This is a genomic window from Gemmobacter sp. LW-1 (assembly GCF_001303875.1).
In the GTDB taxonomy this organism is placed as follows: Bacteria; Pseudomonadota; Alphaproteobacteria; order Rhodobacterales; family Rhodobacteraceae; genus Gemmobacter; species Gemmobacter caeni.
This window is the reverse complement of record NZ_LJSC01000007.1, coordinates 1-11,776: the sequence shown is the minus strand read 5'-3', so window position 1 is coordinate 11,776 and position 11,776 is coordinate 1. Positions and strand designations below refer to the sequence as shown.

Genomic DNA, 11,776 nt, shown 5'->3' with positions numbered 1-11,776 from the left:
CATCCGCGACCTGTTCGCCGATGACATCCACCCCAATGGCAAGGGGCAGTATCTGGTTGCCATGGTGCATCTGGCCATGCTGACCGGAGAATCGCCCGAGGGACTGCCGGCCAAGCTGGGCCGTCGCTGGCAAAGCCGCGATGCGGTAATTTCCCCCGAACTGGCCGTCGCGATGCAGCGCATCGCCTGGGCGGCGGCGCAGCCGGAGCTCGCCCGCGAGCCTGCCCCCCGCGCTGTTGCTGTGCCGGAACCGGCGGTCGATGCACCTGCCGGGGCCCATGCGAAACCCGTTGCCACGGAGGTTGCGGCAGCCGACCCGATGCCTGCCGCTGACGCAGCCTCCTTTACACCCGTCACCAACCCGGCGCTGGCGCTGGGGCTTGCGGGGGTGAACGACTGGTCGGTGCAGCAGCCGTTTCTGGATGTGATGAAAACAGCGCGGCCATGGACCGGCCATCTGGCGGGTCAATGGGGCGGGATGGACCATGATGCACTGGCGGCGGGCGGCTGGCTCAACGCGAATGGCTGGCCGGTTGCGCTGCCGCCCGGCATCACCGGGATTTCCACGCTGGTGCTGACCGATCTGCCCGAGGATGCGGGCGGGGTTGCCGGGCGCTATCTGGTGCACTGGCAGGGGCAGGGCGACCTGACGGTGGAGGGCCGGGCGCAAAACCTGACGCCTCTGCCGGGTGGCGGACTGGCCTTCGACTATACGCCCGGCGAAGGAGCGGTGCTGCTGACACTGACCCGCACCGAAAGGGATGACCCGCTGCGCCGCATCACCATCGTGCGCGAGGACCGGGTGGCAGCTTTCGCCTCGGGGCAGATCTTCAACCCCGACTGGCTGGACCGTATTCGCGGTGTGCGGGCGATCCGCTTCATGGATTGGATGGCGACCAACGATTCCACGCTCGCCACTGTCGAGGCAAGCCCCAAGCCCGATGATTACACCTGGGCTCGCAATGGCGTGCCGGTGGAGGTGATGGTGGCGCTGGCCAATGAGCTGGACGCCGATCCCTGGTTCACCCTGCCGCATCTGGCGGGCGATCCGCTGGTGCGGTTCTACGCTGAAAGCGTGGCGGATCTGCTGGAACCCGGACGTGTGGCCTGGGTCGAGTATTCCAACGAGGTCTGGAACCCGCAATTCGCGCAAGGCCAATGGGCGCGTGAACAGGCGAAGGCACGCTGGGGGGACGAGGGCGCGGGGCTGCAATTCTATGGTCTGCGTGCGGCCGAGGTCATGGGGATCTGGTCGGCGGTCTTTGGCAATGATGCAGCGAAGCGGCTGGTCCGCGTGGTGGCCACCCAGACCGGCGTGCCGGGGGCGGAACGCGCGATCCTTGACGCGCCGCTGGCGGTGGCTGAAGGCAAGTCCGCGCCGAAGGGCAGCTTTGACGCCTATGCCGTCACGGGCTATTTCGCGGCGCTGCTGGGCAGCGAGGCCAAGCAGGCCATGGTCAAGGGCTGGCTGGCCGAAAGCGCCAAGGCTGATCCGCAGCACCCTTATGCGCAGGCCATCGCCCGTGCGGCTGAGGAATTGCGCGACGGTCGGCATTCGGGCGTGACCGAGGATACGCTGGACGACTTGTTGACTCGCGTTCTGCCGCATCATGCCGAAGTCGCAAAGGCCGAGGGTCTGCGTCTGGCGATGTATGAGGGAGGCAGCCATGTCGTCGGCTATGGCCCGGTGACCGAAGATAGCGAACTCACGGCCTTCTTTCAGGCGCTGAATTACGCCCCGGAAATGGGCGCGCTTTACGCCGTCCTGCTGAAAGGCTGGGCCGGGCTGACCGATGCGCCTTTCAACGCTTTCGTAGATGTCTATCGCCCGACGAAATGGGGAAGCTGGGGCGCGCTGCGGCATCTGGGCGATGAAAACCCGCGCTGGCGGGTGCTGGCGAAGGGCTGCGACGGGTGCTGAGCGTCATCCTCCCCGCGTCGAACGAGGAAGCCTATATCGGCGCCTGTCTGGATGCATTGCTGGCCTCCGACCCGGTCCCAGGCGGGGCCGAGGTGATCGTGGTCTCCAACGGCTCGCGCGATGCGACGGCGGCGGTGGCCCGGCAACGACAGGCGGCTGCGGCTGCGGCGGGCTGGCGGCTGGAGGTGCTCGATCTGGCTGAGGGCGGCAAGCCCGGCGCGCTGAATGCAGGCGATGCGGCGGCGCGGGGGGCACTGCGGGCCTATCTGGATGCCGATGTCATCGTCTCGCCCCCGCTGATGAAGGCGCTGGTTGCGGCGCTTGGGGGGGATCAGCCGCTTTATGCCGGGGGCACGCCGGTCATTCCTAAACCGCGCAGCGAGGTGACCCGCGCCTATGCGCGGTTCTGGCAGCGCCTGCCCTTCAACCGCAGTGCCGCGCCCGGTTACGGCCTGTTTGCGGTGAATGGTGCGGGGCGGGCGCGATGGGCAGAGTTTCCGGCCATCATCTCGGACGACACTTTCGTGCGGCTGCAATTCGCGCCGGGCGAAAGGGTGCAGGTGGCGCCCACATACCTCTGGCCGATGGTCGAAGGCTTTGCCGCGCTGACCCGCGTGCGGCGCCGGCAGGATGCAGGCGTGCGCGAGATTGCGACGCTCTGGCCCGACCTGCCTGCGCGCGAGGGCAAGGCGCGCCTTGGCAAGGCGGCACTGGCGCGGCTGGCCCTGGCCGATCCCGTCGGTTTCGCGGTCTATGCTGCCGTGACGCTCGCGGTGCGGCTGCGCCGTCAATCCGGTGGCTGGACGCGCGGGCGTTAGCCCGTCGCCAGTTGCCAGATCAGCCGCAGCGCCAGCGCGGTGGAACTGATCACCAGCAGCGGCTTGATGATCCTCGCCCCGATCCGAATGGCCAGCCGCGACCCCAGCCGCGCGCCTGCAATCTGTGCCGCCCCCATCGCCAGCCCCATCGCCCACCAAGGGGCGCCCTGGGCCGCAAAGATCAGCAGCCCGCCGATGTTGGAGGCGAAGTTCAGAAGCTTGGTATGCGCCGTGGCCTTCAGCACGCCATAGCCCGCCAGCAGGACGAAGCCGATCATGTAGAAGGCCCCGGCGCCCGGCCCGATCAGCCCGTCATAAAAGCCGATCAGCGGCACGATGGTGGCCGAGAAGGCCACTGCGGGCATCCGGGCGGTGCGGTCGGCATCGGTCAGCCCCGGTTTCAGCGCGAAGAACAGCGCAATGCCGATCAGGATGACGGGCAGCGCATAGCGCAGCCCCTCGGTCGGCAGGATGCTGACGGCCAGTGCGCCAAGGGCGCCTGCGGCAAAGGCCCCGATCGCGGCGCGGATCTGGTGGCGCGGGTTCACATGGCCCGCGCGGGCGTAGGAAATCGCCGCCGTCGCCGCGCCGAAGGTGCCCTGCACCTTGTTGGTGGACAGCGCCTGCACCGGGCTTGCCCCGGCCAGCAGCAGGGCAGGCAGGGTAATCAGCCCGCCACCCCCTGCAATGCTGTCGACGAAGCCCGCCGCAAAGGCCGCCACGATCAGCATGGCGGCAAGATCATAAGTGACTTCGAACATCACAGGTCGAACCGGCGCGAGACGCGACCGACGACCTGCCCGCTTTGCAGCGCGTAATCGGGGTCGTTCGCATAATCGACAAAGCCGCGCCGGGCGTAATAGCCAAGCCCCGGCGCATTGTCGGCGCGGATCGTGGCGTTCAGCACCGTCAGCCCCGCCGCGCGGGCGGCGGGCACGGTAGCGGCGAACAGTGCCACGCCTGCGCCGCTGCGCTGGCGGTCGGGGCTGACGAAGCTGCCGATGTCGCCCCAGCCTTCGGGTAGCGCCGGGTTGTGACCGACACATTGAAAGCCGATCAGACCGGCGTCATCTTCCGCCAGATGGCAGCAGACGGGTTCCTCGCCCGCGATGTAATGGCGCGCCACCGCCTCGGGCGTGAAAGGGGTTTCATGTGCGGTGGTGCCGCCGATGGCGATGATCCGGTTCAGCAGATCGGTCATTGCGGGCGCATCGGCGAGGGTGGCGGGACGCACGATCATGCCGCGAAATCCTCGCGCCGGTATCCCTGGATATACAGCAGCGCCGTCAGATCACCGTGGTTGATACGGATGTCGCATTGTGCCGCGACCGAAGGTTTGGCGTGCAGCGCGACCCCGGCACCTGCCCGGTTCAGCATCGCCAGATCATTGGCGCCATCGCCCACCGCCATCGCCTGTTCCGGCGTGATCCCCATGCGGGCCGAGATCTGTTCCAGCGCCTCAAGCTTCGCGGCCTTACCAAGGATGGGCATGCCCACCTCGCCGGTCAGCGCGCCATCCGTGGCAAGCAGCGTATTGGCGCGGTTTTCGTGGAACCCCAGCGCCTCGGCCACGCGGGTGGTAAAGGCGGTGAAGCCGCCAGAGACGAGCGCCGCATAGGCACCATTGGCGCGCATGGTGGCCAGCAATTCGCGCCCGCCGGGCATGAAGGTGATGCGGTCCGTCCAGACCCGTTCGATCACGTCTTCGGGCAAGCCCTTAAGCAGCCCCACGCGTTCACGCAGCGCGGCCTCGAAATCCAGCTCTCCATTCATCGCGCGGCGGGTGATGTCGGCAACATAAGCGCCCACCCCGGCCTCATCGGCCAGTTCGTCGATGCATTCCTGCTGGATCATGGTCGAATCCATATCCGCCAGCAGCAGGGCCTTGCGCCGCCCTTCGGCCGGTTGCACCACAAGGTCGATGCCTTGTTCCTGCAACTGCTCCCACACCTGCCAGCGGTCAGCGGGCATCGCCTCCAGCGCGAATTCCGCCGCTGCGCCGGGATCGAGCCAGAGCGTTTCCCCGCCATTCCAGGCGGCGCGCAGGGTTTCGACGGTGGCGCGCTCCAGCGTCGGACGGTCAGGGCAGGTCAGCAGCGTGGCGATGAACATGGGGTCTCCGGTCGGTCGCAATCGCGGGTTGCCTTGCCGCATATGCCAAATCCGCCGTCCATGCCAGCCCGTCAGCGCTGCGACAGGTAACGTTCGAAGGCCCGCAGGGTGCTGTCCGAGACGTGATGTTCGATCCCTTCGGCATCGAGTTCGGCGGTTTCCTCGGGCACGCCGACGGCCACCAGCAGGGCCACCACGGTGCGATGCCGTGCGCGCACCTTTTCGGCCAGCGTGCCGCCCGCTTCGGTCAGGAACACGCCGCGATAGGGGCGGGAGATCGCCAGCCCCTCGCGTTTCAGCCGCGCTACCGCCTTGGTTGCGGTGGGCTGGGCCACGCCCATCCGTTCGGCGATATCGGCCACGCGGGCCTCGCCCATTTCGGCCATCAGATCGCCGATCATCTCGACGTAATCCTCCAGCAGCGCGACCGACTGCACCTCGCGCGCCCGCAGAAAACGGTCTGCCTGTTCGCGGGCCGGGCTGGGTGCTTGGGGGATATCCTCGGTCAACAGGGGGCTCCGGCGGCAATCTTCGGGGAAAACCTTATAGCCAAGGCTGTGCTTTCGGGCCAGCCTTTTCGGGGCGGAAAGCCACTTGCACGAATTATAGCCTAAGCTATATCTTGACCCGCAGGCTAATTCGGGGCGCGCGGCAATGACTTCTTATTCGGATCGGACGCGGCACGGCATGTCGGCGGTTCTGGCTGGCGAACGGCGGGGGATTCGCGGCAAACTGCTTTTCGCAGGGCCCGCCATTATTGCCTCTGTTGCCTACATGGACCCGGGCAATTACGCGACGAACATTCAGGCAGGCGCGGGCTATGGCTATACCCTGCTGTGGGTGGTGCTGCTGGCCAACCTGATTGCCATGCTGTTTCAGGCGCTGTCCGCGCGCCTGGGCATCGTGACCGGCAAGAATCTGGCCGAGCTGTCACGGGACAATTTCCCGAAACCTGTGGTCTGGATCATGTGGGCGATCAGCGAGATCGCCGCCATGGCCACCGACCTTGCCGAGTTTCTGGGCGGCGCAATTGGCCTTGCACTGCTGTTCAACCTGCCGCTGATCGTGGGCATGGCGATCACGGCGGTCATCACCTACGGCATTCTGCTGTTTGAGCGGCAGGGCTTCCGCCCGATGGAACTGATTATCGGGGCGATGGTCGGCATGATCGGTCTTTGCTATCTGGCCGAAATGCTGATCGCCCCGGTCGACTGGGGCGCGGCGGCGGGTGGCATGTTCAGCCCGGCACTGCCCGACCAGACCGCGCTGATGATTGCAGTTGGGATCATCGGTGCCACGGTCATGCCGCATGCGATCTATCTGCATTCAGGGCTGACGCAGGGCCGCGCCGCCGTGCGCAGCGAGGCGGAACGCCGCAAGGTCTTGCGCTTTTCCAATGTCGAGGTGGTGCTGGCGCTGGCCGTGGCCGGGATGGTCAACATGGCCATGGTGATGATGGCGGCCAGTGCCTTCCATCAGGGCTATGCCGAGGTGGCCGAGATCGAGACTGCCTATCACACGCTGACGCCGCTGCTGGGCGCGGCGGCGGCAGGGATCTTTCTTGCCTCGCTGATCGCCTCGGGGATTTCCAGCTCGGTCGTGGGCACGATGGCGGGTCAGCTTATCATGCAGGGCTTCCTGCACATCCGGGTGCCAATCTGGCTGCGGCGGCTGGTGACCATGGTTCCGGCCTTCGCCGTGGTGGCCGCCGGGGTGAATGCGACGCAGGCACTGGTGATGAGCCAGGTGATCCTCAGCATCGCGCTGCCGGTGCCGATGATCGCGCTGATCATCTTCACCTCGCGCCGCGATATCATGGGCGACTTTGCCACCGGCCTTCTGGTGCAGCTGCTGGCGATCATCGGTGCGGTGGTGGTGCTGGGGCTGAACTTCGTTCTGCTGGCCGGGGTGGCGGGGATGGACCTGCCGATCTGACCCTTTCGGAGCTGCGAGGGGGCGGGCAGAGGCATTTGCCCCGCCCGCCCCATCCGTTACCGCGCGTCGTCGGTGTCGCCGCTGCGGATGACCTGTTCGTCCTCTTTCAGTTCCAGCCACATCGCGTTCATCACCGCGAAGATGGCCGCCAGCGGCAGGCCGAGCATCCAGGCGAAATACCACATGGTCGCTTCCTTTCAGTAAACGGAATGGCTGTTTTCGGTCACGTCCTTCGCCGTCACCTTGCCCCAGAGCACCCGGTAAACCCAGGCGGTATAGGCAAGGATCAGCGGCATGAAGATCACCGTGACCACCAGCATGATGAACAGCGTGAGATGCGAGGACGAGCTGTTCCAGACGGTGAGCGATGAACGCGGGTCGCTGGAGGAGGGCATGATGAAGGGAAACATCGTCAGCCCGACCGAAGAGATCACGCCGAGGATCGCCAGCTTGGAAAACAGCAACGTCGTGATTTCACGTCCCGCCCGCAGGCCTGCGAAGGTCAGCAAGCCCCCGAGGATGCCCAGCACGGGCGCTATGGCGATCCACGGTCGGTCGGCATAGGCGGAAAGCCAGCTTGCCGTGCGCTGCACCTGAAAATACAGCGGGTTGGAAGGGCCATCGGCCACCACCTCGCCGACGATCCGGTAACCGCTGATACCATAGGCCAGCCAGATGCCTGCCAGCGCATAGGTTGCCACCGCCACGAGCGCGGCGATGGACCCATAGGCGCGGGCGCGTTTCTGCACCTCGCCCGTCGTCTTCACCGTCAGCCAGGCGCCGCCATGCATCACCAGCATCGACAGCGACACCACCCCCGCCAGCAAGGAGAACGGGTCCAGCAGGCCGATGAACTTGGCATACCACGCGCCTTCGTAGATCGTGTGCAGGTCATCGGTGAAATGGAACGGTACGCCCTGGATCACATTGCCAACCGCCACACCGAACAGCAGCGCCGGGGCCGCGCCCGAGACGAACAAGGCCCAGTCCCAGCGGTTGCGCCAGCTGTAGCCATCGCGTTTGGAGCGGTATTTGAACGCGACAGGCCGCACGATGAAACAGGCCAGCACCGCGAACATGGCAAGGTAGAAGCCAGAGAAGCTGACCGCGTAAAGCGGTGGCCAGGCGGCGAAGATTGCGCCACCGCCAAGGATGAACCAGACCTGATTGCCCTCCCACACCGGGCCGACGGTGTTGATGACGATGCGGCGCTCGACATCGGTCTGGGCGGTGAAGGGCAAAAGCGCCCCCACCCCCATGTCGAAGCCATCAGTCAGCGCGAAGCCGATCAGCAGGACGCCCAGCAGGCCCCACCAGATCACGCGCAGCAGATCATAGCTGATAAGTTCATGCAGGATCATGGCGATCACTCCGCAGGTTGGGCGATGGCATCGGCATTGCGCCGGCCCGCCAGTCGGTCATGGTGGCGTGCCACCCAGGCCTCGGTTTCCGCGACATCCTGAAACGGACCCTTGCGGATGTATTTCAGCATCAGGCCCATCTCGATGATGAACAGCACGGTGTAGAACAGCACGAACCCGGCCAGCGTCAGCGCGACTTCGGTCATCGACAGCGCGCTGACCGACATGGCGGTGGGCAGCACGCCGTCCACCGTCCAGGGCTGGCGGCCGAATTCGGCGACGAACCAGCCCATCTCGGCGGCGATCCAGGGCGCCGGGATCATCCAGACCGCGACATGCAGCGCCCAGCGCGGATAGCGCATCTGCTTGAACGAGGCACGCCAGAAGAAATAGGCCATGGTTCCGATGAAGCCGAAGCCCAGCGCTACCATGATGCGGAAGGCCCAGAACAGCGGCCAGACCGTCGGCACGGTGTCGCCTGCGGCGGCCTGGATCTGCGCGTCGCTCGCCTGACGCGGGTCGTCGATGTATTTCTTCAGCAGGAAGGCAAAGCCCAGATCGGCGGAATGATCTTCGAAGGTCTGCATCACCTCGGGCGGCGTGGCATCGCGTTCGGCGCGCACGGTCATCAGCGCGTCATAGGCGATCAGGCCCGACCGGATACGCGTTTCCGCCTGCGCGACCAGATCGCTGATCCCCGGAATCTGCGTGGTCAGCGACCGGGTGCCGATCAGCCCCATCACATAGGGCACATGGATGGCATAATGCGTCTCTCGCGCTGCCTGATCGGGGAAGCCGAAGGCAGTGAAAGGTGCGGGCGCGGGCTCGGTCTCCCACATCGCCTCGATGGCGGCCATCTTCATCTTCTGGTTCAGCGAGGTGTCATAACCCGACTCGTCCCCCAGCAGCACCACCGAGAAGGCCGAGGCCAGCCCGAAGGCCGAAGCCACGGTGATCGAGCGGCGTGCCAGTTCCGCGTGACGCCCACGCAGCAGATACCAAGCCGAAACACCGATCACGAAGACCGAGGCCGTCACATAGCCGGCGCTGACAGTGTGGACGAATTTCGCCTGCGCCACCTCGTTGAACAGCACTGCGAAGAAATCCGTCATCTCCATCCGCATGGTCATCGGGTTGAACTCAGCCCCGACCGGATTCTGCATCCAGCCATTCGCGATCAGGATCCAAAGTGCGGAAAAGTTGGAGCCGATGGCGACCAGCCAGGCGACGACCAGATGCTGCACCTTGCTCAGCTTGTCCCAGCCGAAGAAGAACAACCCGACGAAGGTGGCCTCGAGGAAGAAGGCCATCAGCCCTTCAATGGCCAAGGGGGCGCCGAAAATGTCGCCGACGTAATGCGAGTAATAGCTCCAGTTCATGCCGAACTGGAATTCCATGGTGATGCCGGTGGCGACGCCAAGGGCAAAGTTGATGCCGAACAGCATGCCCCAGAACTTCGTCATCTGTCGCCAGATGGGGCGGTTGGTCATCACATAGACGGTTTCCATGATGGCGACGAGGATCGACAGGCCCAGCGTCAATGGCACGAAAAGAAAGTGATACATGGCCGTCATAGCAAATTGCAGGCGTGACAGCTCGACGATGCCGAATTCCATGTCCAGCACTCCGGTTCAGGGATGGGAAGGCGCGGGGATACGCATTCCCTATATTGAATGTATTTAACCGCTCAGATCGGGGCGGCCTTGATCTGTATCAATAACTCGTATCACTGCCTCCAGTTAATGAACTGTGACGTTTCGTAGCGTTTGTGCAGTTTCGGTCTCGCGATGCGATGCCAGCAGGATTGCGGCCTGCGGCAGATGGGCGCGGAGGCCGCTCAGGACGCGGTTTGCGGTATCAGGGTCCAGCCCTTCGGTCGGTTCGTCCAGCAAAAGGATGGCCGGGCGGCGCAGCAGGGCACGGGCCAGTACCAGCCGCCGCGCCTCGCCCCCTGACAGACCACTGCCGCCGCTGCCCAGACGCAGATCCAGCCCGCCGCGCGCCCGGATCGTTTCCGCCAGCGCGGTTGCCTCCAGAGCCTGCCACAACTCGGCCTCGGCCGCGTCAGGGGCAGCGAGGCGCAGCGCCTCTGCCACGGTCCCGCCCATCAGGCCCGCGCGTTGTGGCACCAGTGTCAACAGATCGCGCAATGCGGGTTCATCCCAATCCGCCAGCGCGCGACCGGCGAGGGTGATCTGGCCGGACAGTGGCGGGTGCAGGCCCGCCAGCGCCAGCAGGACGGTGGATTTGCCCGCGCCGCTGGGGCCGGTCAGCGCCACGGTCTCGCCTGGCGCGACGGAAAAGCTCAGCGGCGGGGTCAGCGGCTGGTTGTCGCCGGGGCGGGCGAGGCAAAGGTCATGCACCCGAATACCGCCCGATCCTGTGTAGGTGCCCATGCTGGCGACGGGCAGTGCAACACTCAGCCCGCCCCGGACGCGCCGCGCTGCATCTGCCATCCGGCCAAGATCGGCGACTGCCCGCCGCAGGGGTATCAGCGTCTCGGCCAGCGCCAGCGCGGCAAAGACCCCCAGCGCCGCCAGCGCTGGGCTGAGCCGTCCCTGCTGGGTCAGGGTCAGGCCCAGCCAGAGCGCACCACCGGCCGACAGGCTGGTCAGTGCAACAAGGGCTGCCCCCGCCCGCCGGTCCAGTCGGTCGAGCTGGTTTTGCATATTACGGCGGCGGATCTCGGCCTTGCGGGTTGCGGCAAGCTGATGTTCCAGATGGCCATAGACCGCCAGATCATCGCGGCTGCGGATCAGGTCAATCAGCCGCGTACGAAAAGCCTGTGCCGCAGCCTCGGCGCGGCGCGAGGGGCGCAGCGTTCGGCGCCCGGTTCGCCACAGCACCAGTGCCGCGCCGGTGATTGAAACGGCGGCCAGCCAGAGTGCGACCTGCCAACCGGCCAGAAACCACAGAACCCCGAAGGCCAGAATCTGCGTCAGCCCCCCGGCCAGAACCGGCAGCGCCAGCCGCAGAGGCAGCCCGTCCAGTGCGTCGATATCGGCGGTCAGCCGGTTCAGCACCTCGGCGCCGCGCAGCCGGATCAGCCTTTGCCAGGGTGCGGCCAGATGGCCAGCCATCAGGTGCAGCCGCAGGCTTTCCAGCGCACGCAGGGTGGCGTCATGGGTGGCCAGCCGCTCGCCATATCGCGCAGCGGCACGGCCCAGCGCCAGAAAGCGCACCATGGCCGAGGGGCGGAAGACGTCAAATGTTGCCCCCACCCCGGCCAGCCCGGCTGCGGCAGCGGCGGTGATGAACCAGCCCGAAAGACCCAGCAGCGCCACGCCCATCGCCAGCACCAGCACTGACAATGCCGCCCCGCGCAGCAGGGCAGTGCGCTGGTCCCGCAGCATCAGGCGCAGGATCTGCCAAAGCGCGCTCATGTGGCGCCTCCGATATGGATAATGCGGTCCATGCGTGCAGCAAGTGCAGGGTCATGCGTGGCGATGACCAGTGTCGCACCTCTTGCACGCTGGGACAGCAGGCCCTCGGTGACAGCACGCGCGGTTTCCGTATCCAGATCTGCAGTCGGCTCGTCAGCGAGGATCACATCAGGCGTGGTCAGCAGGGCGCGGGCCAGCGACAGGCGCCGCGCCTCGCCGCCCGACAGGCCGCCCCCGGTTTCGCCA

12 protein-coding genes are annotated in these 11,776 nt (G+C 66.0%); 3 read left to right on the top strand and 9 right to left on the bottom strand.

Annotated elements, in window-relative coordinates:
• Both AO684_RS21705 and AO684_RS01125 read left to right on the top strand, forming a co-directional pair.
• Positions 1-1,921 (top strand): hypothetical protein (locus tag AO684_RS21705; RefSeq protein ID WP_054300913.1); only part of this gene is annotated, 1,921 nt, incomplete at its 5' end.
• The gene (locus tag AO684_RS01125) at positions 1,906-2,739 is read left to right on the top strand and encodes a glycosyltransferase (RefSeq protein ID WP_152968312.1); all 834 of its coding nucleotides are present in this window, start codon (positions 1,906-1,908) and stop codon (positions 2,737-2,739) included. The genes AO684_RS21705 and AO684_RS01125, both read left to right, overlap by 16 nt.
• Here AO684_RS01125 and AO684_RS01120 read toward each other — a convergent pair.
• The 4 genes from AO684_RS01120 to mntR form a co-directional block, all read right to left on the bottom strand.
• Entirely contained in the window at positions 2,736-3,500 is a 765-nt protein-coding gene (locus AO684_RS01120) for a TSUP family transporter (RefSeq protein WP_054300911.1), read from the bottom strand. The genes AO684_RS01125 and AO684_RS01120 overlap by 4 nt on opposite strands.
• Positions 3,500-3,979 (bottom strand): GNAT family N-acetyltransferase, encoded by a 480-nt coding sequence (locus AO684_RS01115; RefSeq protein ID WP_054300910.1) that lies wholly within the window; start codon positions 3,977-3,979, stop codon positions 3,500-3,502. Before AO684_RS01115 ends, AO684_RS01120 begins: the two co-directional genes overlap by 1 nt.
• On the bottom strand, positions 3,976-4,851 hold the full coding sequence (serB, locus tag AO684_RS01110) for a phosphoserine phosphatase SerB (RefSeq protein ID WP_054300909.1): 876 nt from the start codon (positions 4,849-4,851) through the stop codon (positions 3,976-3,978). Before serB ends, AO684_RS01115 begins: the two co-directional genes overlap by 4 nt.
• 71 nt (positions 4,852-4,922) lie before the next feature.
• Entirely contained in the window at positions 4,923-5,360 is a 438-nt protein-coding gene (gene mntR / locus AO684_RS01105; protein ID WP_054300908.1) for a manganese-binding transcriptional regulator MntR, read from the bottom strand.
• 145 nt (positions 5,361-5,505) lie between these two features.
• Between mntR and AO684_RS01100 the strand changes: the two genes are divergently transcribed.
• Entirely contained in the window at positions 5,506-6,786 is a 1,281-nt protein-coding gene (locus AO684_RS01100) for an Nramp family divalent metal transporter (protein ID WP_054300907.1), read from the top strand.
• Positions 6,787-6,842: 56 nt separating this feature from the next.
• Here AO684_RS01100 and cydX read toward each other — a convergent pair whose 3' ends face one another.
• The 5 genes from cydX to AO684_RS01080 form a co-directional block, all read right to left on the bottom strand.
• Positions 6,843-6,971 carry a cytochrome bd-I oxidase subunit CydX gene (gene cydX, locus AO684_RS21155; protein WP_082400627.1) on the bottom strand — a complete coding sequence of 43 codons (129 nt, stop codon included), beginning with the start codon at positions 6,969-6,971 and terminating at the stop codon, positions 6,843-6,845.
• A 12-nt stretch (positions 6,972-6,983) separates the two neighbouring features.
• Positions 6,984-8,147: a cytochrome d ubiquinol oxidase subunit II gene (gene cydB, locus AO684_RS01095; protein ID WP_054300906.1), complete on the bottom strand. Its 1,164-nt coding sequence runs from the start codon at positions 8,145-8,147 to the stop codon at positions 6,984-6,986.
• 5 nt (positions 8,148-8,152) lie between these two features.
• On the bottom strand, positions 8,153-9,763 hold the full coding sequence (locus tag AO684_RS01090) for a cytochrome ubiquinol oxidase subunit I (protein WP_054300905.1): 1,611 nt from the start codon (positions 9,761-9,763) through the stop codon (positions 8,153-8,155).
• Between the two features lie 123 nt (positions 9,764-9,886).
• The gene (locus AO684_RS01085) at positions 9,887-11,530 is read right to left on the bottom strand and encodes an amino acid ABC transporter ATP-binding/permease protein (RefSeq protein WP_054300904.1); all 1,644 of its coding nucleotides are present in this window, start codon (positions 11,528-11,530) and stop codon (positions 9,887-9,889) included.
• On the bottom strand, positions 11,527-11,776 hold a 250-nt coding region (locus AO684_RS01080; RefSeq protein WP_054300903.1), incomplete at its 5' end, for an ATP-binding cassette domain-containing protein. The genes AO684_RS01085 and AO684_RS01080, both read right to left, overlap by 4 nt.

Excerpts from the sequence above, each read along its gene's own strand:
- AO684_RS01120 (WP_054300911.1), bottom strand. The coding sequence starts at position 3,500 with ATGTTCGAAGTCACTTATGATCTTGCCGCCATGCTGATCGTGGCGGCC.
- AO684_RS01115 (WP_054300910.1), bottom strand. The coding sequence starts at position 3,979 with ATGATCGTGCGTCCCGCCACCCTCGCCGATGCGCCCGCAATGACCGAT.
- serB (WP_054300909.1), bottom strand. The coding sequence starts at position 4,851 with ATGTTCATCGCCACGCTGCTGACCTGCCCTGACCGTCCGACGCTGGAG.
- AO684_RS01100 (WP_054300907.1), top strand. The coding sequence starts at position 5,506 with ATGACTTCTTATTCGGATCGGACGCGGCACGGCATGTCGGCGGTTCTG.
- cydX (WP_082400627.1), bottom strand. The coding sequence starts at position 6,971 with ATGTGGTATTTCGCCTGGATGCTCGGCCTGCCGCTGGCGGCCATCTTC.
- cydB (WP_054300906.1), bottom strand. The coding sequence starts at position 8,147 with ATGATCCTGCATGAACTTATCAGCTATGATCTGCTGCGCGTGATCTGG.
- AO684_RS01090 (WP_054300905.1), bottom strand. The coding sequence starts at position 9,763 with ATGGAATTCGGCATCGTCGAGCTGTCACGCCTGCAATTTGCTATGACG.
- AO684_RS01085 (WP_054300904.1), bottom strand. The coding sequence starts at position 11,530 with ATGAGCGCGCTTTGGCAGATCCTGCGCCTGATGCTGCGGGACCAGCGC.